Genomic DNA, 21,795 nt, shown 5'->3' on the forward strand with positions numbered 1-21,795 from the left:
AGAGTTAGGTCTAAGGTCAAGCATCAATTACATGAATATAGCAAACTAATTATCGTTTTTTTCTTCAACCGCCGCTGCAATTTCTTCAATCAACATCGCATCATGGGAACAGAATGGAGAAGTAATTACGCAGGTCATCGCCGGATCATCTTCCACCAACTCTTCGCCAAAATTCTGCATCAAATCTTTAATGTGCTTGTTCAACACAACCAAAGCCAAAACACCGAATATAACGGTACCCACAGCTTGTCCATAAAGCACGCCAAGTGCGCCATACCACTGTGCGCCGAAGTAAACAAAAGGCAGCGTGCCAAGCGTTGCTTTCCCCAAATTCAATGCGGTTGAGTACAACGGCCGACCCAAATTGTTAAACGAGGTATTCGCCACAAATAAGGTTCCGTTGAAAACAAAACTAATCGCTACGTAAGTACAGAAAGCGGCGACGATGATCGCTGCATCACCAGTAAGGCTGAACATCGTAACAATGTAATCTTGCAACAGATAAAGCAAGAGACATACCGCCAGAGTGTACACCGTTGTGACAAACAACGAATCGGTGAGCGTTTTCTTAACCCTATCTATGCGGTCTGCACCAAAATTCTGACCAATGATGGGCCCAACGGCACCTGACAACGCAAAAATTACAGCAAAACAGACGGGGGTTAGACGACCTATCACCGCAAATCCTGCAACAAAGCCTTCACCAAATTGAGCGATGTAGGTGGTTACTATCGCGTTGCCAATCGGTGTGGCGGTGTTAGTGATAATGGCAGGGATAGCGATCGCCAAGATAGTTTTGAGGTGACTTCTAACAAAATTAAAACGAGGAAAAGCAACCAATTGATGCACTTTCACCAAAGGGTAGAAGGAAACGGCGAATACGGTAAAGCGTGCAATCACCGACGCAGCAGCAGCACCTTCGACGTTCCATTTAAAAACAAAGATAAATAACGGATCAAGAATCGCATTGATGATGCCACCCGATAACGTCGCCCACATGGATCGCTTTGCATCGCCAGCAGCACGAAGTCCCGCACCCGCAGACATACCGAGTGCGAGTATTGGTGCGCTTGGCAAAAGAATATGGAGGTAAGCTTGTGCACGCTCAGCAGTCACTCCCTTTGCACCGATAGCGGCTAATAACTCTGGAATGTGAATAAACATGCCAATGGTGATGACCACGCTGATCATAAAAGCGGTCAGCATGATACTACCGCTCATTAACCTCGCACGGTCAAGATCTCTCGCACCAATGGCTTTAGAAACGAGTGCCCCCATCGCAATAGAAGTGCCAATAGAGGCTGAGGTAGAGAAAAAAATTAACGTTCCAGCAAAACCAACCGCAGCAGCAAGTTCCACTTGTCCTAGCATACTGATGAACAGCATATCGAGTAAATCAACAACAAACAGTGCCATCAACCCCACCGAGCCTGCGCCGGACATCACCAAGATATGGCGCATGGTAGAACCTTGAACAAACTTGGCATCTTGTGTGGACATATCCTTCCTTTACGACAAAAAGACGCCGAGGCGCCTTTCTATCTTGTCTCTACATTGTTTTGCTTCTAAACGGGATGTTGGAAGCATTCATCTAGCGACTTTCCGATGGCCCTCAACACATCACGTCGAGTGATCATGCCAACAAGCTTCTCTGTATCATCCACCACTGGATACATTTTAGGTTTCCCCACCTTCATCATATCGGCCAACTCAATGATCGACATTTCTGGAGAGACGGACAACACATCTTTGTGCATGCATTCTTGAACCGTATGCGTATCCTGACAGTGGTAACTGGTTTTAATCAGTTCATCCAAAAGATCCTGCTCTGAGAGGAATCCAATGACTTTTTCATGCTCGTCGATAACAGGACCACCAAGAGTAACACTTTGCATCACCTTATTAAGCGCCGCCGTAAGCGACATACCTGCGGTGAAGGACACTGCTTGTAACGTCATGTAATCTTTTACTTTTAGTGAGTGCATTCTTAATCTCCTTATCGGCACGTTATTGCTGCCTTAAGATAAGTGTCGTCTAATTTCTTGATTTTACTAAATGGAAATTAGCAATTTTATTTATAGGCTTAGTCTATTGTTCTTTATCTGAATTGATACATAAGACGGAGCAATTAATACACCGCTGAATATTTATATAATGTAAAAGGCAAACCAAGTTAGGGGGAAATCGAAGAGTGTATAAAGCTTGAGTGCAAGTCGAGTCAGAGCTGCATCAGAATAAAAATGCGCACCATAAACAATTAGCTATGCAGAATGAAATAAAAAAGCCAGTCTCAAATTAGGCTGGCTTTAGACGTCTTAACAGGCGATTAAATTATGCGTTTTGCATCGCTTCTACGATATCACGAGCAACCGCTTCGGCCACTTTAATACCATCGATACCTGCAGATAGAATACCACCGGCGTAACCTGCACCTTCACCTGCTGGGAAGAATCCTTTTACGTTCACGCTTTGGAAATCCTTACCACGTTTGATACAAACTGGAGATGACGTACGTGTCTCCACGCCAGTTAGGAGACCATCTTCAGACGCAAATCCTTTGATCTTACGATCGAATGCTGGAATGGCTTCACGAATAGCTTCGATTGCAAACGCAGGTAGTGCTTTTGAGAGATCAGTCAACTTGATACCCGGAGTGAATGACGGTTCGACATCACCTAGTGCACTTGGATCGCGACCTTTTAGGAAATCACCGATTTTCTGTGCTGGTGCGTCGTAGTTCTCACCACCAAGTTTGTAAGCTCCTGATTCGAGTTCACGCTGAAAACGGATACCAGCTAGCGGATCACCTGGGTAATCCACTTCTGGTGAGATACCAACAACGATTGCACTGTTTGCGTTGCGCTCTGCACGTGAGTATTGGCTCATACCGTTCGTTACCACACGACCTTCTTCAGAGGTTGCCGCAACTACTGTACCACCCGGACACATACAGAAACTGTAAACCGTACGGCCGTTCTTACAATGGTGAACCAGTTTGTAGTCTGCTGCTCCAAGAATAGGGTGCCCCGCATTTTTACCAAAACGTGCTTCATCGATCATCGCTTGTTTGTGCTCGATACGAAAGCCCACCGAAAACGGTTTTGCTTCCATGTAAACACCGCGATCGTACAACATTTCAAACGTATCACGTGCACTGTGACCAACCGCTAACACAACGTGACGAGATTTAATCACCTCACCGTTTGATAATGCCACACCAGTGATTTGACCATCTTCCATATGCAGATCATCTACACGCGTACTAAAACGGATTTCACCACCTAGTTCGATGATTTTCGCACGCATCTTCTCGATCATCGTAACCAGTTTAAAGGTACCGATATGTGGCTTACTTACGTATAGGATTTCTTCTGGCGCGCCTGCTGCCACAAACTCTGTGATCACTTTACGACCGTAGAAGTTTGGATCTTTTACTTGGCTGTATAGTTTACCGTCCGAGAACGTACCAGCACCGCCTTCACCAAACTGTACGTTTGATTCAGGGTTTAGTGTGCGCTTGCGCCAGAAGCCGAACGTGTCTTTTGTACGTTCACGTACTTCTTTACCACGTTCAACAATGATTGGGTTGAAGCCCATTTGCGCGAGAACCAAACCCGCAAACAGACCACAGGGACCAAAACCAATCACCACTGGGCGCTCTGTTAGGTTCTCAGGTGCTTTCGCCACGAACTTGTATTCCATATCTGGCGTTTGACGAACGTGTGGATCTTTTTCGAACTTAGCTAACAGTGTAGATTCATCACCTTCAATGATGATGTCTAGCGTGTAAATAAGATGAATATTGGTTTTCTTACGAGCATCATAGCCGCGTCTAAAGACGTTAAAAGAGATAACTTTCTCAGCATCAATGCCAAGTTTGTTAGTAATCGCGTCGAGTAGCGCGCCTTCTTCATGATCCAGAGGAAGTTTAATTTCATTAATACGAATCATACTGATGTCTCGTTGTTGTCGGTGTCTTAGCCAACCCCCATTTCCCTCGTTAAATTTGAGGAACGTAATAGTGGTCAGCTCACAATGGCGCGCATTTTACGAGAAATTGGTTTGTCTGTCATACTAAATCCAAGTGGAGAGTCGGATTTAACATAGTGAATGTTGAATTTTGCCTTGGGATGAGTATCATCCCCATTCTTCAATTTTGACTAACTTAAGAGCGGATTATCATGGCGTTTGTCGTAACCGATAACTGTATCCAATGTAAGTACACTGACTGTGTCGCGGTATGCCCTGCAGATGCCTTCCACGAAGGTCCAAACTTTATGGTAATCAACCCGATTGAATGTATCGACTGTGGCTTATGTGTTGACGAGTGTGCAGCAGCGGCAATCTTCCAAGAAGATGAACTGCCGGACGGTCAAGAAATCTATAAAGAGCTGAACGCTGAGCTCGCAGAAATCTGGCCGGTACAAACGGAAGTGAAGCCTGCGATGGATGACGCGGAAAAGTGGAACGGTGTACCAAACAAGTTGGACATGCTAGAAAAGTAAGCGCATTAAAGCGAAAAAAGCGTAATGACCGAAATCGTTACGCTTTTTTTGTATCTGGTTCGTTAACTCAATTAGCTGTGTTGACGACGCATGTTGTCTAAAATGATACCCGTTGCCATAGCGACGTTCAGTGACTCGGCACCACCAAACGCCGGAATGGTAATTTTGTCCGTCACGTACTTAGATGCGGCTTCACGTACACCGTGAGACTCACTGCCCATCAACAAAATACCTTCTGCTGAGAATTCCGTCTTATGCACGCTGTCGCCTTCAAGGAAAGCGCCATACACTGGCAAGTTTGCGTCTTCTAAGTAGTTTGGTAAGTCCACAAGGCTCACTTGTACGCGGCCGAAACTGCCCATGGTCGCGCTGATGGTTTTCGGATTATAAGGGTCCGCACAATCTGTGCTCGCAATAATATGCTTAATGCCATACCAATCTGCTACGCGAATGATCGTACCTAAGTTGCCCGGATCAGAGACACCATCCAGTGCAATCATCAAACCTTTCGCCGGAGGTATTTTTACATTTGGAATTTCCACCACAGCGATTGCCGAATTGTTACTCACTAGTGTACTTGCTTTAGTAAGATCATCTAGCGATGCTTCGATGCAATCAAAACCATTTAGCTCTTGACGATGTTGTTCAAGAAACTCTGCCGTCGCAAAGATATGCTTTACGTTTAGTGCACTGTTTGCTAATTCCAGCACGTTTTTTTCACCTTGAACCAGAAATAAGCTGTGCGCTTTACGCTGCTTCTTTTGACCCAAAGCACGAAGCAGTTTTAGTTGGTTTTTTGAAATCATGAAATATCCCAGGAGAAAATGGTATGTACTTGAGAGCCAAATTATAGAATAAAGTAAAATGAACCAAAAGAGACGTCGAAAACGAAAAAAGCCTCGCTGTATAAGCGAGGCTTTTAAAGGTGATGCTTGCAACAATATATATTGCAGGCTTCATAAAGGGTGGGACCCCAGCCACATCCCGGCACACAAGTCACACGCTGCGGCTGCTTCCTTCCGGACCTGACCGAGTTCACGAGCTATTGTTGCGAGAGGACCAGAGCCCCATAATTCTGTTTTGAGAGCTGGTCTCAAATGATGTGAGGATTATTCAGTATCACCTCTCAGATTGCAAGAGCTAATGTGATGAATTTACTTTTTTCACACCCGTTTGAACAAAACTCGAACAATTCAAGGTGTTAAGCTTGTGCTGCTAACTCATGTGATAGTGAATAATCGCGTGATGCTTGTTTACTGAAATACATATCTTCGTCGGCTAAATGTAGCGCTTGCTCCAAACTGACAACCCGGCTGCGTTTTTCGGAGACCCCAACAGAGATAGTCACTTGGCTAAGCTCACCAAACTGTGCATATTCTAAATTAAGCAAGCTAAGCTCGTGTATAACTCTCGCCAACTGCTCCTTAGGGGGATAACCGATAAGAATAAATTCATCTCCCCCTATACGGTAAGCGCGCCCTTCCCACACTCGACGTATTTTTAACGACAACAATTTTAGAACCTCATCGCCAGCTCGGTGACCATGAGTATCGTTAATTTGCTTGAATTTGTTGATATCTAAATAAAGAATCGTTAAATCCTTTTGGACACCTTTACGATACGTCACTTGCAGCGAGCGACGGTTTCTAAGGCCTGTTAGGTTATCGGTATTAGACTGCCTATATAGGTACAATGAGACCCCCATCGCCACGATAAGCAGCAAGAAAAACAGAAATCGAGTTTGTGTTGCTAAGCGAACCTCATACTCTAACGCGGTACGCCAATCCGGTCTAAGGTCATAGGTTGCAACGATTTTTCCCAAATCCAACATCGAAATCGCCAGACTGAAAAATGGTGTAAGTAGCTCTCCACGCTCATTTTTCGCAAGACCAATTGAAAGCTGAGATTGGTAAAACTCTCCAATCGCGTTGTCTTTCTCAATGGGAATCAGCTCACTCTGGCGCAAAAAGTGATTCAACATCGCGGTATCCATGGCGATATAATCAACCTCGTGGGCAAGCAATGCCTCTACAAGGTCCTCTTGGGTTTGATAGCGTATCAGATCTTTAAGTGGTAGCCTTTGCGTCAGCATTATATCGAAGAAGTCATCTTTAACGACTCCAATACGTTCAGAAATAAGCTGTGAGACATCAGAGTAAACGTTGGTCTTATAACCAAGGCGTTTCACCATCACTGATGTTGGCCAATAGTGTGGTTGTGGGAAATGACTAAACTCACGTCGTTCTCGACTGATAATCAAAGGTGCCAATATATCAAACTCACCTTGAATGAACTGTTGATACATGGTTCCCCAGCTCTCATTCGGCTGACTAACAACCTCACAGTTCAATGCCAAAATACGACAACTTTGCAGGACCGCATCTGCCGTCAACCCCTTTACCGAACCATCATCTTGATAGATGACATAAGGAAAAAGAGACTCAAATTTAATTCGAATAGGTTGGTTTAAGTCGATTGGAAGCTGTTTTATTGACTTTCTCAGTGCTGCTTGGCGCAACTCAAATTGGTATAGGGCAATTTGTTCACGTAATAACTTTTGCACCTCTTCGCTATGAATAAAACGAGCAAATTTATCGAGTTCTTCTAGGTAGGTGCCCCTTTTGCTAACGATAGAGACAGGCTTAATCGAAATATAATCATTAAGCATTTTGGCAGCGAACCCTTCAATCAACATAGGTTTAAGTTGATTGATGGCATCAACAACGCCATCTACGCGCCCAGATCGGAGTAATTCCACCGCTTCTTCATGGCCCTGGTAGGGCACTTGTCGTAACTCTGGGTAATTTTGCTTGATCAGCTCCGCATAAATAGTGCCTTGGGGCACCCCAACGATCGCAACTTCATCTAACGTGGCATCGTGCAAAGCGTAAAGGTAAGTATATTCGATATTGGTCGGACGCGAGTAACTAAAGTGCTGTGCTCGAGCTTCGGTATAAGTAATATTGGCGGCGAAGTCACTCTCTCCGTGAGCAACAGAATCAAGAGCAGCACCGAAACTAGAATAATTAACATACTGAATCGACACATTAAACTTTGCAGCTATTGCATCAAACAGTACCCGAGTGACGACATCATCTGCTTTTGTCGCCACTTGATAATGAGAAGGATTAACGGGCTCGGATTTAAGACTCAAGCTCAATAAACAACAAGCCAAAAACAGCAACCTTTGAACAACTTTTACCATGACCAACGTTTCTAATAATTAACTATTTATCATATAGTTAGGTTTAAATTCTTATTTTTATAAACGCAAAAATTATGAAAGCAAAAACATATAACACTTTGCCAATGATTTCATAAACATATCAACAGTTTGTCGTACGGGTCACTATTTAATTAAAGCAATACCCTCGTTCTATAACTCCGTTTGCTCATCATTACTGCGTAAAATGTAGTCAGTCATCCACGCCGTACCAAGTAAACACATCCAAACAACAAAGACAGAGTTCGGCACTTCAATGTTTGGGCTCACCACCAACACCGCAAAGCCCACTGTTGGTAAAGTCCAACAAAGTAGTTTACCCCAACGCATAGAGTTTTTGATCTTAGTCAGAGCTTCCATCGAGGCCAGAATGCCCGTGATACTAAGAGCAACAAGTACTGCATAAGGTAAATCAGCAAGCCATAACGGCAATAATAACAATAGCGCCCACCAGCTGTGTTTTTCCGAAGGCTTCCAGTGCCTTGCCGACCACCACATCACGATCACGGCGAGCGTTTGTACGACAGTAAGCCATGCCGAACCGCCGAGCTTGTCAGACTGTTGTGTCACCATAATGCCAACTTGTAACGTGACAACAATCAAGCCCGCTGTAAGCAGCACGCCTAAAGAACTACGACGAGAGAACACCACCATAAGCAGAGGAAAAAGAACAAGCACACCAACGGACAACGCGATTGGCTGCATGGACAAAGTAACACCATAAACCGTCATCGCACCTAACAGAACGAGACCAGCAAGACCACCTTGCGGCAACATCCATAAGGCAGGGATCATCAAAGCAATAAAAGGAATATCGCCTTCACTTAAACTGATTGCACGAGTGCATACCACAGCAAGTAAAGTCGTAATGAGAAATTGAAGTGTCGAAAAAATCATAGCGCCTCCTAGCTTCCCCAACGGAGTTGGTTACTCAACGGCATATCAAAATGGGATAAAGGTCGTTGAGTGAATCTTGGTTCAAGCTAAGCTTGAATTCCTTGTTTGTATTTTAAACTTACTCTTTGGAATCAAGACACTGCTCAAAAAAGAGATAGCAACGGACACTAAGAAACGAAGAGCAGCAAATGATGTTAAGGAGCAAGAACGAATAGCGAAATACAAGTCTTGTATATTACCATTCCTTGGCAAACAACAGCGGACACTATAAGTATGGACCAATTTTTAATCCAAATCTTTGCTGTAATTCACCAAATTCCAAAAGGAAATGTTTCAACTTACGGTGATATAGCAAAAATGGCTGGTTATCCCGGCTATGCAAGACATGTCGGAAAAGCGCTTGGGAATTTACCTGAAGGCAGTAAACTTCCTTGGTTTCGTGTAATTAACAGTCAAGGAAAAATATCATTGAAAGGTCGAGATCTCGATAGACAGAAAGAAAAACTGGAATCAGAAGGGATTGAGGTGTCTGAAATTGGAAGAGTGTCACTGAAAAAATACAAATGGCAGCCATAAGCTGCCATTAATGAGTCTTTAATGCAAAAATTAGCGTGTACCCACCAGACGGATGTTAGCTTGATGAGTTTGCTCTGCATCCGTAATCACTGGAATGCTCGTGTCGTTAATGAAGCGAAGTTTGCCGTCTACTTCAATACGAGCACGTAGGCTGTAACGGTGATTTGGTTTGATATCATTGCTGTCATAGCTTAGTTCAAAAGCAAATGGGACTTGTTTTCCTTCTGTCTCGAACGTTTGTTTTGCAAGAACTTTTGCCGGTGCATCCGCAAGAGATACGTCTTCAAGCGCGACGGTCACCACCGCGTGTGGAGGTAATGCAATACGCTCACGGTAAGCCACTGTACCTGTAATGATCTTCATAGATGCCTCGGCTGATTCCGTTAGTGTTGTTTGAGAAGATTGGCAACCCACTAGTGCAGCACCGAATAGTAAAGAAGTAACAAGTAGTAGTGTTTTTTTCATACATGCCTCTGCGTGTGTATCAATTCGCGCTAAGTATAAAGGGAGATTATTACACTGTCTGCGTTTAATTCTGTCATTTGACAATAGTTTAACTAAGTTAGAAATTATCAAATAATTGATTTTGTTTCATAATTGAAGCAACAACAAAAATAACGGTGAGGAGACATCATGAGTAAACCACTACGAGAATTGCTTAGCCTACTGCAACTCGAAAAGCTAGAAGAAGGCTTGTTCCGCGGCCAAAGCGAGAACTTAGGTTTACCTCAGGTTTACGGCGGTCAGGTAATTGGACAAGCGCTATCAGCGGCACGTTACACCGTCGACGAGGCTCGTACCGTGCATTCATTCCACAGTTACTTCCTATATCCTGGCGATCCAGAAAAACCCATCATTTATGATGTAGAAAATCTGCGCGATGGCCGTAGTTTCAGTACACGCCGTGTTAAAGCGATTCAAAATGGTCGTCCGATCTTCTACCTCACCGCGTCTTATCATGGCGAAGCTCCTGGCTTTGATCACCAAAACACCATGCCAAATATCCCCGGACCAGAGCACTTCCCTTCAGAAACAGAACTCGCGAGCCACATTGCTGAGTTTCTACCTGAAAAATTACGAAAAACCGTCTGCGGTGAAAAGCCGATCGAAACGCGCCCTGTCAATATCATAAACCCTCTAAACCCTAAAAAAGCAGAAGCGAAGCAATATCTATGGATCCGCGCAAATGGAGAAATGCCAGAGAATCAACTTATCCATCAGTACTTATTAGGTTATGCTTCTGACTGGGGGTTCTTGGTCACGGCACTTTTCCCACACGAAGTGTCTTTAATGACGCCAAATTTACAGGTTGCGACCATCGACCATTCTATCTGGTTCCACCGCCCGTTTAAGATGGATGAATGGTTGTTGTACGCGATTGAAAGTCCAACCGCAAGCAACACTCGAGGATTAGTGCGTGGCGAGATATACAACCAACAAGGTCACCTAGTGGCAACTGCTGTTCAAGAAGGCGTCATGCGTTTTACTAAGTAACCTTAACTCAAGTCAGTGTTAATCTTTAGTTCTGTGGAACAAAAGGAGTGCTCAAACACTCCTTTTTATCATTCTAAACTGCTAATCCCTACTCGTTATATGCCACTAATCGGCAATTCCGTCTTATACTTAATCGGTTCCATTGCAAAGGTCGAGGTGACGTTCGATAATCCTTTCACGCTGTTTACTAAGCGCTTGTAAAATTCATCAAAACGCTTCATGTCTTTTACCAATACCTTCATCATATAATCGTACTCCCCAGCCATACGATAAAACTCCATCACTTCTGGAAAGTCACTCACTGTGGTCACAAAATGATGATACCAAGCTTCGGAGTGGTCGCTGGTTTTTAGTTGTACAAAAGCGATAAAAGAGAGATCAAGTTTCTCTGCGCTCAAAAGTGCCACTCGCTTTTCAATATATCCTTCATCTTCAAGCTTTTTGAGCCGCTTCCAGCATGGTGTGCTCGTCAGGCTGACTCGCTCTGCCAAGTCATTCAATGACAACGTGCCATCGCTTTGCAGTAAAGAAAGCAACTGCCTATCAATTCTATCCAAACTCATTTCTATAAAAGCCTCAATAAAGAGAAATTTTTTCTACCGATGGTGATTATACAAACAATAATAGCAAAGTTTTTCTCTTTATTAATAGGTAGATTATCCCTACAGATAAAAACAAAAACCCTACAAATTTTCGAGGAGACACGTTATGTGTACTGACCAAAACTGGATCAACAATGCCGTTCGAAAAATTGAAGCAGACTTCCAACGCTCTGCGGATACTCACCTATTCAAACTTGACCTACCCTTTCTAGATGGTATCGACATTTACTTGAAAGATGAAAGTACGCACCCAACAGGCTCACTGAAGCATCGTTTAGCTCGTTCGCTATTCCTATATGCAATATGCAACGGCTGGGTCGGTCCAGAAACGACGGTTATTGAAGCATCGTCAGGCAGTACAGCGGTCTCTGAAGCCTACTTCGCCCATCTACTAGGCTTGCCATTTATTGCTGTGATGCCAAAGACCACTGCGCGCAAGAAAATTGAACAAATCGAATTCTACGGCGGTAAAGCACATCTTGTTGACCGTTCAGACCAGATTTATGATGAATCTCGCCGTCTAGCGGAAGAACTAAACGGTCACTACATGGACCAATTTACCTATGCAGAGCGTGCAACAGACTGGCGCGGCAACAACAACATCGCCAACTCTATCTTCAGCCAAATGAAGCTAGAAGATCATCCTATCCCAAGCTGGGTAGTAATGAGTCCTGGTACTGGTGGCACATCAGCAACCATCGGACGCTTTATTCGTTACCAAAAATACGACACTAAACTATGCGTGGTTGACCCGGAGAATTCAGTATTCTTTGACTACTTCCAATCAGGCAATACGGACATCCGAGGCGAAAACGGCAGTAAGATCGAAGGCATTGGCCGACCACGCGTTGAGCCAAGCTTCATTGCTGGTGTTGTTGACGAAATGCGCAAAATCCCAGATGCAGCAAGCGTGGCAACCGCACATTGGCTATCAGGCTTAATAGGCCGAAAAGTGGGTGCATCAACCGGTACCAACCTATACGGTGTATTACAATTAGCTTGCGAGATGAAACAACGTGGTGAGAATGGTTCGATAGTGACACTACTTTGTGATTCTGGTGAACGTTATCTAGATACTTACTACAATATGGAGTGGGTAAAAGAGCACATCGGTGATATTCAACCTTACCTAGCGCAGCTTGAAATCATCCAAGCAAAAGGCTGTGTTGAGCCAGCATGTTGCGGCCCAATCACTGAGTAAGAATCATATTGCCAATAGAAAAAAAGCCCGCTGAGTCAGCGGGCTGTTTTATATCGGCTTAACGTACTCGCCAATTACTTCTTCTGGCGAGCTTCAAAAGCAGCCATCTGTTCTGGTGTCGCTTTTGGCTGGTGGTTTTGTTTCCACTCGTCGTAGGTCATCCCGTAAACACGCTCGCGAGCGTCATCGATATTGATGTCAGCACCTAACGCCTCTGCCTCTGCTTTGTACCATTTACTGAAACAGTTACGACAGAAACCCGCAAGGATCATAAGATCGATATTTTGCACATCTTTGTTTGCATCTAAATGAGCTAGAAGACGACGGAACGTCGCTGCATCTAACTTGTCTTGCTCTTCTTGGCTTAGATTTTTATATTTAAACTCGGCCACTTTACTTTCCTTTTTATTTATATTGTAAAAAACATCAACATGTTGGGTTGAGTGAGAATGAATTGGTTTCGCAGCACTACAGCGATTTGCAGAGCCTGATCACCGTCATTCTAAGTTTATGCTTCTTTTCTATTTTCCTTCACCATATGTAAGTGCACATCTTGTTGAGGAAAAGGAATCGAAATACCTTCACGATCAAAACGCAATTTCACTTCTTTGGTCACATCCCAATACACATCCCAGTAGTCATCTGTTTTTACCCATGGGCGAACAATGAAGTCGACGGAAGACGTATTCAAGGTATGCACTTTAATCATTGGCTCAGGAGTACGTAGCACTGCAGGGTGAGAGGTCACAATGTCGGCCAGTACAGATTCTGCTTTGAGTAAATCATCGGCGTAACCAATACCAAAAACCATGTCGACACGGCGAATACGCTCATGGGTAACGTTCTTTATCACATCTCCCCATATCTTGCTGTTTGGCACAATAATAATCTGGTTATCAAAGGTACGAATGGTGGTATTGACTAAACTCATGTGACTCACTTTACCGTCTACGCCCCCAGCGTACACAAAATCACCCACATCGAATGGGCGATAAATCAACAGCATCATACCTGCTGCAAAATTAGATAGAGTATCTTGCAGCGCAAAACCAATGATCACACCAGCAATACCGAAACCGGTAAGAATTGGGGCTAAATTTAAGCCAATCTGCGACAACCCGACCATGATACCGATGAGCCATACTGCTTTACCGGACATCGAAATAAAAAAGTCCTGCATTAATTGGGAAAGTTTCAGGTTCTGCGAAGCAACGGCTTTACTCACAACCTTACGCGTAAGTTTAGCTAATGAGCGAGCAATGACTAAGATCAGCGCAAAGACAAACAACTGAAAAAGATGTTGCGGTGCGTTATCTACAAACCAGTCGCCTGCAGAACTAGTCCAATGACTAAGAATCGATAACAGCACTTTTACATTGAGCAAATCATGGGTGACGCTACCCGTGACTTCAAGTACCTGGCGTTTGTATTCTGATGTTTCTAAACCGACTTTGTCTCCAATGGAAAGTAGTGAACGCAAACTGTCCGTAGCGATATCCAACCTTTGCTTAATGATCAGCTGGCTTAGTTGCAAGGTCGCTTTTTCAGATTCTGGGCTAGATGAAATTTGCGCGCCTATAAACTGTTTTTGCTGATTCAAATATTCAACCGATGCCGACAATAACCGCATTCGGTTATCCACGCTGTCTTTAAACACCGTTTCAGCACGCTCGTCTGGTACACCAAGTTGCGCAAGCCATGCTAGATTCTGCCAACGGGCATCAAAACTTACATCCAAATAATGCTGTAATTCACGATAAGTATTAATCAAAGGAAGCTTATCTTGATCTTTCGCTGTATTGATCTCTTCATTGAGCGCGTGAACTTTATCAGCCAAGTAAGCAAAAGTCCCTTTCGCGTATTTTTCTTGAGTTTTAACTAACTCAATCAATTTGTCGTTCGGGATAGACTGATTATTGATTGCACTTGCTAGACGCTTTCTGAGCTCTTCATTTTTTTGAAACAGCTGAAGTTGCAACGCATCTCGTTCATCGCCACTGGCTTGTTTTAAGCTCACTGATAAATCACGGATGTCTTGATTGATATTATCAATAGACGTTTCTGCGGCCGAAATTTCCTTCACTTCACTACTTTCTGTCGCATTAACAAGAAAGGATCCCATTAACAAGAATAACGCAGAAAGCAGAACGAATACTGCGTTTAAGCGAAAGCGCACTTCAAAAGGAAATCGAAACGTCATGTTTACCTCGCAAGAGACGATATTGGATAAGAGCGACTAAAAACTACTGTATAATACTTTGAAATCAAACACCTTAAGCTTACTACACTAAGTAAGAGGCTGGGCATAATTTAGTAAGTGCCCGACAATTTTACACCAATATTCCTGTTAGTTTTTAGTTGTGACATTTTAAGACGATTCCCATATGTAACTGATAGAAAATCATTTTTATATTCTTGCTCTCCCATGACAAATACTCGAAGTATGTTGAGCACAAATTGAAAGTGGTGGATTCATACAGTAACTCGTTTAATGCGAGTTATAAAAGATGAGCTATGATTTAAGCGTAGTAATATCGATTGAAATAACGATTAAGGAGAATTTATGGGTATTCTATCTTGGATCATTCTTGGCCTGATTGCTGGTGCTCTCGCAAAGTGGTTGATGCCTGGTAACGATGGTGGGGGTTGGATTGCCACTATGGTACTTGGTATCGCGGGGGCTTTTGTTGGCGGCTTTCTTGGCAGTTTCTTCGGATTAGGCGGTGCAGATGGTATTAATATCGGCAGCATCATTACCGCCACTGTAGGCGCTTTTGTGCTTTTGTTTGTATACCACCGTTTTATAAGAGGGTGACGCTCGACATAGCACCTTCATGGTTGCAAGAAAAATTATGCTGTTAAAATAAAAAAGCCTTGCACTCAATAGTGAAAGGCTTTTTTATTCAATTATTGTCGGTTTGGGTGATTTAAGATGTGGTCTTCCCAGTTCACCACTTCAATTTCATACACCACTTTATTTCGCACGCTTTCACCTGCAGCATGCATTGCTGATTTAGACCCCGTAATAAGCGGATGCCACTCTGGTAGTGGCTGATCCTCTGCAAGTAGACGATATGCACAGGTATGTGGTAGCCAAGTGAAATCATCGATATCTTCACGTGTCAACTTGGTGCACTCTTCACCTGAAGTAAAACGGTTCGGATAATCTTTACACGAGCACGTTTTGCTGTTCAACCAGCTACACGCCACGTTGGTGTAGTAAATTTCATCCGTATCTTCATCCATCAGCTTATGTAGACAGCATTTACCGCAACCGTCACAGAGAGATTCCCATTCCTCTTCTGTCATGTGTTCTAACGATTTGCTTTGCCAAAATGGTGTGTTCATTACGCTTACTACTTATTACGAATTGGGATAGGATGCGTTTTATACCCCTCTGGCAATAAAAGTTCAAGTTTACCGAACGAACGGTTTCTCATTTAGGCTAGTGAATTTCCATCCTCCCCTTCCAATCTGACTGAAAATGTCCATAATTGCCCCCTGATTTTTATGAGGGCGTTAAGATGGATTGTCGATTGGGTTGTGGAGCGTGCTGTATCGCACCAAGTATCTCTTCCCCTATTCCTGGCATGCCAAAGGGCAAAACAGCAGGAGAACGTTGTATTCAATTGAATGAAGATAACCTATGTAAGCTTTTTGGCAAACCTGAGCGCCCTAAAGTTTGCCATGACTTTAAGCCGTGTCCCGTCGTGTGTGGTAATACCAATCAAGACGCGATCAAAAATATTACGGAACTAGAACAACTGACTTAATCACCAACCAAGTCTCCCTAATTGAACCATCGCCTTTATGTCACGTACTTTCCTAGCGTTCATTTAATTCGATCACTGAACATTCCGTTTCAAAGTTGAGACATCTTTATCTTTAGCTGCCTGTTAGGCCAATTTTTCAGATGCCGCTCACAGTTACTGACTAGTGTCTACTATGTTCTACGAGTAATTTAAATCCGAAATAGGAAACAACATGAATAAGTATATGGCAGAGTTATTTGGCACGTTTTGGTTAGTGCTTGGTGGCTGTGGTAGTGCAGTTTTAGCCGCAGGCTACCCTGAGCTAGGCATTGGGTTTGTCGGTGTTGCACTGGCATTTGGCTTGACTGTTCTTACCATGGCGTTCGCGATTGGCCATATTTCAGGTTGCCACTTAAACCCCGCGATAACTGTCAGTTTGTGGGCGGGTGGTCGTTTTGAGACTAAAGACGTTGTGCCATACATCATTGCACAGGTAATTGGTGGTGTGATCGCTGGTGGCATACTCTATATCATCGCTACGGGCCAAGCAGGCTTTGACATTGTCAGTTCCGGCTTTGCAGCAAATGGTTATGGCGAACACTCTCCAGGTCAATACTCTCTTATGGCTGCGCTCGTCACTGAAGTTGTGATGACCATGATGTTTCTAATCGTGATCATGGGCGCAACAGACAAACGTGCCCCTCAAGGTTTTGCGCCTATCGCTATTGGCCTATGTTTGACGCTGATCCACCTAATCAGTATCCCTGTAACAAACACTTCTGTAAATCCAGCTCGCAGTACTGGTGTAGCGGTATTTTTTGGTGACTGGGCGGTATCTCAACTATGGCTATTCTGGGTCGCACCTATTGTCGGTGGTATTCTGGGCGCACTTATCTACAAAAATATTCTGGGCACTGAGTCAAACGACTGATTCGCCCTCGATTTATAAAAAAGCCGCTGAGTTCAGCGGCTTTTTATTTATTAAATCTTGTGTCGACCCAGTAACGAATGGGACAAGGTCGTTCCGTCAACAAGCTCAAGCTCACCACCCACTGGGACACCATGCGCGATTCGACTTGCATCCACTTGGTGTTCTTTACACAGTTCAGCGATGTAATGTGCTGTTGCTTCCCCTTCAACCGTTGGGTTGGTGGCAAGAATCACCTCAGAGATATCACCTCGGCGCAGACGATAGTCCAACACATCAAGACCGATATCACTTGGACCAATACCATCGAGCGGTGATAAATGCCCCATCAGTACAAAGTATCGACCCGAGTATTGGCCAGTGGCTTCTACTGCAGCGATGTCTGCCGGGCTTTCTACTACACAAAGCTGACCGTTTTCCTGGCGCTTGGGATTGGTACAAATGTGGCAAATATCTTCTTCAGTGAACGTTCGGCACTCGGTGCAATGACCGATTTCTGTCATTGACTGACTTAGCGCATCTGCGAGCTGCAGACCGCCTTTTCTATCACGCTGTAACAAATGAAAGGCCATACGCTGCGCCGACTTGGGGCCAACCCCAGGTAGACAACGTAAGGCCTCCATCAATTGCTCCAGCATATGGCTGGTACGCATTGAAAATCCGCTTAATTAAATGTCAGCAGATTAGAATGGCATTTTCATACCTGGTGGTAGTTGCATACCACCAGTTACAGAAGCCATTTTCTCTTTTTGAGTTTCTTCAACGCGGCGCGCTGCGTCGTTAAACGCGGCAGCGATCAAATCTTCTAGCATCTCTTTATCGTCTTCCATCAGACTTTCATCGATGTCAACACGACGTACACTGTGACTGCCAGTGATTGTCACTTTAACTAGACCAGCACCAGACTCGCCGGTTACTTCCATATTCGCGATTTCTTCTTGAAGCTTTTGCATGCGCTCTTGCATTTGCTGGGCTTGCTTCATTAGGTTGCCCATACCGCCTTTACCAAACATGTTTATCTCTCTGGTTTAATTAGGTGTTGCATCAGTAAATGGGGCTGTCAGTTTACGATTTCAACCCCACTGTGTTCAATTTTTAGATAGGGCGAACACTATCTCTATCAAGCTCTGCGGCAAATCGACGCTCGATGAACTGAACATACGGATCGTTTTCCAAACTGTTCAGAGCTTGCTGTAATTTTTCCTGATAGAGCCGGTCTCGCAGCTCTAGAGGAGTCTCACCACTTTCGCCAATAACGATGCTTAGATGACACTCCTCCCCCAACACAGCATTCAGCGCATTTAATAGCTCGCTTTGTGCTCTGTCAGTATTTAGATGTGCTTGACTGCCTCTTAATTGTAGCGAAACCGTTGAGCCTTCTTTGTAATAGTTCGAATTTAATGCCAATTGTTCCACCAATTTTGGCGTATTCATTAGGCTGATTAACTTCGCCCACTCATTTTTCTCTAACGATTCATCAACCAGTTTTTGCACCATCTCTGGTGTTTTTTCATGCTCAAGCGCCTGCTTAAGCTGCGTCGGTGTCAACTGCGTATTCACTTTTTTCTCAACCTGTTTGGTTGGGCGCCAGCGATACGCTTCATCTTCAACTGTAGACGATTCCGCTTGCGGTGAAGATGCGGGCGACACCTGCGCGGAATTGCCATGCAATTGCGCTAGACGGTCAATGACCGACTCTTTTTGTGCAGATGTCGCCTTAGGCTTTTTTGAGCCACCGTTATTAGAGGCTGCCTGTTGCTGACCTTGGCGCTGTGAACGTAGCTGATGACGTAAACCACCCAAGCCTGGGCGTGCAGGTGCGCTCTCCTGTGCTGGTTGAGTTGCTTTTTGCGCCTGTTGTTGTGATGCAGAAGACTCATCCATTCGTGGCGCGATATCATATTGTGGTGGTGGCATGCCATATCCACCGGTTTGATGCTCTGGCGGATATTCAGGAGCATCACCCGTATGTGCGACTGCCTGAGCTTCAGACTGCGGTGACTCTTGCGGTGCTGGTTGTACCGGAGTATTCATTGGCGCTTGCAGTGTTTCATCTACTCTCGACTGACTCACCGCTTGTACCGGAACCGCTTGAGCTTGTACCGTCGTTGTAATGACATTAGCACCGCTGCTTATTGATGGGCGAAACGCCATCATGCGCAATACTATCATTTCCATGCCCACACGGCCGTTTGGTGACAACGACAGGTCTTCACGACCTTTTAAGGCAATTTGATAGTATAACTGTACGTCTTGTGGCGTCAGCGCTTTACTCAATAAATCAATTTTCTCTGCATCAGGTTGTGCCAGATCCAACGTCGATGGCAATGCTTGATACATAGCGACACGATGTAACTGCGATGCCAATTGTTGTAACAAGCCATCCCACTCTACACCGTTTGATGCAAGTTGTTGGATTTTATCCATTGCTTGCTGGGGTTGTTTACTACTGATAGATTCCAGTAAATGAATGGCTTGGTCGGCATCAATCGTACCAAGCATATGGCTCACGATTTCAGTTTGAATAACGCCGTTTCCTAGCGCAATGGCTTGATCCGTTAAGCTCAGTGCATCTCGCATACTGCCGTCTGCAGCATGGGAAATCATACCAAGAGCCCTTGCCTCTGCTGAAACTTGCTCTTTTTCTAAAATGTGATCAAGTTGCTGATGAATGTCATCAACGCTGATTGGCTTTAGATGGAACTGCAAGCAACGTGATAAAATCGTCACTGGCAGCTTCTGAGGATCCGTTGTTGCCAATAGGAACTTCACATACTCAGGCGGCTCTTCCAACGTTTTTAGCAACGCATTGAAAGAGTGACGCGAGAGCATGTGTACCTCATCAATAAGGTACACTTTAAAGCGTCCGCGAGCAGGCTTATATTGAACGTTGTCTAATAGCTCACGAGTGTCTTCAACTTTAGTACGAGAAGCGGCGTCGATCTCCAATAAATCAACAAAGCGGCCTTCATCGATCTCACGACAAGTATCACACTGACCGCATGGGTTAGCAGTAATACCTGTTTCACAGTTCAAGCCCTTAGCAAACAGTCGGCCAATCGACGTTTTACCAACGCCTCGAGTACCACTAAACAAGTACGCATGGTGTAAGCGATTTTGCGCCAATGCGTTTTCTAAAGCAGTAAGAACATGACTCTGTCCTACCACTTGATCAAACTTATTAGGACGCCATTTTCGCGCTAAAGCTAAATAACTCATTGAATGTATCAGTGCCCTTCAAAATCGCAAATGCTGTATACGTCAAGGCCCAGTCCTTCTAGGCGCTTATCACCACCAATTTCTGGTAGATTGATAACAAATGCAGCGTGGTTCACTTCACCGCCTAGCTGACGGATAAGTTTTGTTGTCGCTTCAATCGTGCCACCTGTCGCAAGCAGATCATCGACAACCAATACTTTGTCGCCTTCTACAATTGCGTCAACATGGATTTCTAGTGTATCTACGCCATATTCCAGTTCGTAAGACTGAGCAATAGTAGGACGAGGTAGCTTACCTGGCTTACGCACTGGAACAAAACCAACACCCAACTCAAGCGCCAGCGGTGCCCCAAATAAGAATCCGCGCGCTTCCGTACCAACTACTTTGGTAAAGCCCATATCTTTGTAACGTTCTACCATTAGATGAATCGTCGCTTGGTATGCTTGTGCATCTTCAAGAAGGCTCGTTACATCGCGAAAAAGGATGCCTGGCTTAGGGTAATCTTCGATGCTTTTAATGCTAGATTTGATCAGAGAAATTGTTTCTGTAGTCATAATACCGATTTACTTAGATTGGCTCATTACCCGCCGTTCTTATCGCAATATTACGAGGGCAATAAACAATAGGCTTTCACCACTATGTGCTTATATTCACAAAGTCACAGGTGTTGAAAATACAAACGCCCACTCGAAGAGCGGGCACACTATTCCCTACAATCTTAGTGATTTTCTTCTCTGTCAGCAACCAACTCAATCACAGGGAGTCGTATAAACCAGCCTAGTAAAACGATTAGCATCACTAAAAGTACAAACTTTAGCCAAATGTAAGGCGCTACAACGATAGAAATAGCAAAACTCAACACTATAAAAATTACGCCTCGAGCTTTGACTTCTCGGGTTACGGCTCTATTTTTATCCCAGTTCGTCAATAGAGGACCGAACGTTTTGTGTTTGTGTAACCACTGATGAAATAGCGGACTGCTACGTAAGAAGCAAGCACTAGCGAGGAGCATAAAAGGCGTAGTAGGTAAAAGAGGAAGGGCAACCCCAGCAATGCCAAGCAAAACAGAGAGTCCACCAACTATATTTAAAAGATAGCGCTTAATACGAATGGTGAACTCCAATAAACAATTACTCGATCAAAAAGTAGCGTAACCGTTCATTACGCGAATCCAGGTCAGCGTTGCTGGTAGCGTTGGGATTAAAAGAACTGCAACAAAACCTAAAAAGTAAAAAATATTGTAAGGCTCTTTAACGTCGTTGTCTGCCATGATGTATCTTCTCATTAGTTATGTTTACTTCTCTCATTGCACACCGTTAAGTAAACGTTACACAAGTGAGCACTTATTGTTTCATTAGTTAAATATACCCTAATAAACCAACGTTAAACACCGACAAA

The 21,795-nt window shown here is 44.1% G+C and carries 24 protein-coding genes and 1 other RNA gene; 7 read left to right on the forward strand and 18 right to left on the reverse strand.

Annotated features, from left to right (window positions below):
• Positions 1 to 45: 45 nt before the first annotated feature.
• From AK966_RS01635 to AK966_RS01645, 3 genes are all read right to left on the reverse strand, one after another.
• Positions 46 to 1,500, reverse strand: coding sequence for an MATE family efflux transporter (locus AK966_RS01635; RefSeq protein ID WP_099078561.1), 1,455 nt, complete (start codon positions 1,498 to 1,500; stop codon positions 46 to 48).
• A gap of 65 nt (positions 1,501 to 1,565) precedes the next feature.
• Positions 1,566 to 1,985 (reverse strand): CBS domain-containing protein, encoded by a 420-nt coding sequence (locus AK966_RS01640; RefSeq protein WP_099078560.1) that lies wholly within the window; start codon positions 1,983 to 1,985, stop codon positions 1,566 to 1,568.
• 346 nt (positions 1,986 to 2,331) lie between these two features.
• Positions 2,332 to 3,951: an NAD(P)/FAD-dependent oxidoreductase gene (locus AK966_RS01645; RefSeq protein ID WP_099078559.1), complete on the reverse strand. Its 1,620-nt coding sequence runs from the start codon at positions 3,949 to 3,951 to the stop codon at positions 2,332 to 2,334.
• A 230-nt stretch (positions 3,952 to 4,181) separates the two neighbouring features.
• Between AK966_RS01645 and fdxA the strand changes: the two genes are divergently transcribed.
• Positions 4,182 to 4,505: a ferredoxin FdxA gene (gene fdxA, locus AK966_RS01650; protein WP_099078558.1), complete on the forward strand. Its 324-nt coding sequence runs from the start codon at positions 4,182 to 4,184 to the stop codon at positions 4,503 to 4,505.
• A 71-nt stretch (positions 4,506 to 4,576) separates the two neighbouring features.
• Here fdxA and AK966_RS01655 read toward each other — a convergent pair whose 3' ends face one another.
• From AK966_RS01655 to AK966_RS01670, 4 genes are all read right to left on the reverse strand, one after another.
• Positions 4,577 to 5,311 (reverse strand): RNA methyltransferase, encoded by a 735-nt coding sequence (locus tag AK966_RS01655; RefSeq protein ID WP_099078557.1) that lies wholly within the window; start codon positions 5,309 to 5,311, stop codon positions 4,577 to 4,579.
• Positions 5,312 to 5,473: 162 nt separating this feature from the next.
• Positions 5,474 to 5,570: signal recognition particle sRNA small type (gene ffs / locus AK966_RS01660), an RNA gene on the reverse strand.
• A 136-nt stretch (positions 5,571 to 5,706) separates the two neighbouring features.
• Positions 5,707 to 7,710, reverse strand: a complete 2,004-nt coding sequence (locus AK966_RS01665; protein ID WP_119463420.1) for a GGDEF domain-containing protein — start codon at positions 7,708 to 7,710, stop codon at positions 5,707 to 5,709.
• Positions 7,711 to 7,881: 171 nt separating this feature from the next.
• Positions 7,882 to 8,625 (reverse strand): hypothetical protein, encoded by a 744-nt coding sequence (locus AK966_RS01670; RefSeq protein WP_099078555.1) that lies wholly within the window; start codon positions 8,623 to 8,625, stop codon positions 7,882 to 7,884.
• A 273-nt stretch (positions 8,626 to 8,898) separates the two neighbouring features.
• On the opposite strand from AK966_RS01670, the gene AK966_RS01680 reads away from it, so the two are divergent.
• Positions 8,899 to 9,201 carry a DNA base-flipping protein gene (locus AK966_RS01680; RefSeq protein ID WP_099078553.1) on the forward strand — a complete coding sequence of 101 codons (303 nt, stop codon included), beginning with the start codon at positions 8,899 to 8,901 and terminating at the stop codon, positions 9,199 to 9,201.
• A gap of 30 nt (positions 9,202 to 9,231) precedes the next feature.
• Here AK966_RS01680 and AK966_RS01685 read toward each other — a convergent pair whose 3' ends face one another.
• Positions 9,232 to 9,666: a YbaY family lipoprotein gene (locus AK966_RS01685; protein ID WP_099078552.1), complete on the reverse strand. Its 435-nt coding sequence runs from the start codon at positions 9,664 to 9,666 to the stop codon at positions 9,232 to 9,234.
• 168 nt (positions 9,667 to 9,834) lie between these two features.
• Here AK966_RS01685 and tesB point away from each other — a divergent pair, with 168 nt between their 5' ends.
• Complete coding sequence (tesB, locus tag AK966_RS01690) at positions 9,835 to 10,695, forward strand: acyl-CoA thioesterase II (RefSeq protein ID WP_099078551.1); 861 nt, start codon at positions 9,835 to 9,837, stop codon at positions 10,693 to 10,695.
• A gap of 95 nt (positions 10,696 to 10,790) precedes the next feature.
• On the opposite strand, the gene AK966_RS01695 is transcribed toward tesB, so the two are convergent.
• Positions 10,791 to 11,258 (reverse strand): Lrp/AsnC family transcriptional regulator, encoded by a 468-nt coding sequence (locus AK966_RS01695; protein WP_099078550.1) that lies wholly within the window; start codon positions 11,256 to 11,258, stop codon positions 10,791 to 10,793.
• 145 nt (positions 11,259 to 11,403) lie between these two features.
• Between AK966_RS01695 and AK966_RS01700 the strand changes: the two genes are divergently transcribed.
• Positions 11,404 to 12,498 carry a PLP-dependent cysteine synthase family protein gene (locus AK966_RS01700; protein ID WP_119463421.1) on the forward strand — a complete coding sequence of 365 codons (1,095 nt, stop codon included), beginning with the start codon at positions 11,404 to 11,406 and terminating at the stop codon, positions 12,496 to 12,498.
• 74 nt (positions 12,499 to 12,572) lie between these two features.
• On the opposite strand, the gene AK966_RS01705 is transcribed toward AK966_RS01700, so the two are convergent.
• Together AK966_RS01705 and AK966_RS01710 are read right to left on the reverse strand one after the other, a co-directional pair.
• Positions 12,573 to 12,890, reverse strand: a complete 318-nt coding sequence (locus AK966_RS01705) for a DUF1244 domain-containing protein (protein ID WP_099078548.1) — start codon at positions 12,888 to 12,890, stop codon at positions 12,573 to 12,575.
• Between the two features lie 116 nt (positions 12,891 to 13,006).
• Positions 13,007 to 14,698, reverse strand: coding sequence for a mechanosensitive ion channel domain-containing protein (locus tag AK966_RS01710; protein ID WP_119463422.1), 1,692 nt, complete (start codon positions 14,696 to 14,698; stop codon positions 13,007 to 13,009).
• 363 nt (positions 14,699 to 15,061) lie between these two features.
• Here AK966_RS01710 and AK966_RS01715 point away from each other — a divergent pair, with 363 nt between their 5' ends.
• Complete coding sequence (locus AK966_RS01715; RefSeq protein WP_099078546.1) at positions 15,062 to 15,313, forward strand: GlsB/YeaQ/YmgE family stress response membrane protein; 252 nt, start codon at positions 15,062 to 15,064, stop codon at positions 15,311 to 15,313.
• A gap of 92 nt (positions 15,314 to 15,405) precedes the next feature.
• Here the strand turns inward: AK966_RS01715 and AK966_RS01720 are convergent, their stop codons facing one another.
• Positions 15,406 to 15,846, reverse strand: coding sequence for a YcgN family cysteine cluster protein (locus tag AK966_RS01720; RefSeq protein ID WP_119463423.1), 441 nt, complete (start codon positions 15,844 to 15,846; stop codon positions 15,406 to 15,408).
• A gap of 176 nt (positions 15,847 to 16,022) precedes the next feature.
• On the opposite strand from AK966_RS01720, the gene AK966_RS01725 reads away from it, so the two are divergent.
• Together AK966_RS01725 and aqpZ are read left to right on the forward strand one after the other, a co-directional pair.
• Positions 16,023 to 16,271 (forward strand): YkgJ family cysteine cluster protein, encoded by a 249-nt coding sequence (locus AK966_RS01725; RefSeq protein WP_119463424.1) that lies wholly within the window; start codon positions 16,023 to 16,025, stop codon positions 16,269 to 16,271.
• A gap of 211 nt (positions 16,272 to 16,482) precedes the next feature.
• The gene (gene aqpZ, locus AK966_RS01730; RefSeq protein ID WP_099078543.1) at positions 16,483 to 17,181 is read left to right on the forward strand and encodes an aquaporin Z; all 699 of its coding nucleotides are present in this window, start codon (positions 16,483 to 16,485) and stop codon (positions 17,179 to 17,181) included.
• Between the two features lie 50 nt (positions 17,182 to 17,231).
• On the opposite strand, the gene recR is transcribed toward aqpZ, so the two are convergent.
• The 6 genes from recR to AK966_RS20045 all read right to left on the reverse strand — a co-directional run bounded on the left by recR (position 17,232) and on the right by AK966_RS20045 (position 21,667).
• Positions 17,232 to 17,831, reverse strand: a complete 600-nt coding sequence (gene recR / locus AK966_RS01735) for a recombination mediator RecR (RefSeq protein ID WP_099078542.1) — start codon at positions 17,829 to 17,831, stop codon at positions 17,232 to 17,234.
• A 30-nt stretch (positions 17,832 to 17,861) separates the two neighbouring features.
• Positions 17,862 to 18,191: a YbaB/EbfC family nucleoid-associated protein gene (locus tag AK966_RS01740; protein ID WP_005460082.1), complete on the reverse strand. Its 330-nt coding sequence runs from the start codon at positions 18,189 to 18,191 to the stop codon at positions 17,862 to 17,864.
• 82 nt (positions 18,192 to 18,273) lie between these two features.
• A complete protein-coding gene (gene dnaX, locus AK966_RS01745) occupies positions 18,274 to 20,397 on the reverse strand; it encodes a DNA polymerase III subunit gamma/tau (protein WP_099078541.1) in 2,124 nt (707 codons plus the stop codon).
• Between the two features lie 8 nt (positions 20,398 to 20,405).
• On the reverse strand, positions 20,406 to 20,951 hold the full coding sequence (gene apt, locus AK966_RS01750; protein ID WP_099078540.1) for an adenine phosphoribosyltransferase: 546 nt from the start codon (positions 20,949 to 20,951) through the stop codon (positions 20,406 to 20,408).
• 164 nt (positions 20,952 to 21,115) lie between these two features.
• A complete protein-coding gene (locus tag AK966_RS01755; protein ID WP_119463425.1) occupies positions 21,116 to 21,520 on the reverse strand; it encodes a YbaN family protein in 405 nt (134 codons plus the stop codon).
• A 15-nt stretch (positions 21,521 to 21,535) separates the two neighbouring features.
• Positions 21,536 to 21,667, reverse strand: coding sequence for a hypothetical protein (locus tag AK966_RS20045; protein ID WP_099078538.1), 132 nt, complete (start codon positions 21,665 to 21,667; stop codon positions 21,536 to 21,538).
• Between the last annotated feature and the right edge of the window lie 128 nt (positions 21,668 to 21,795).

Origin of the sequence: Vibrio sp. PID23_8, from assembly GCF_003584965.1 — a bacterium.
In the GTDB taxonomy this organism is placed as follows: Bacteria; Pseudomonadota; Gammaproteobacteria; order Enterobacterales; family Vibrionaceae; genus Vibrio.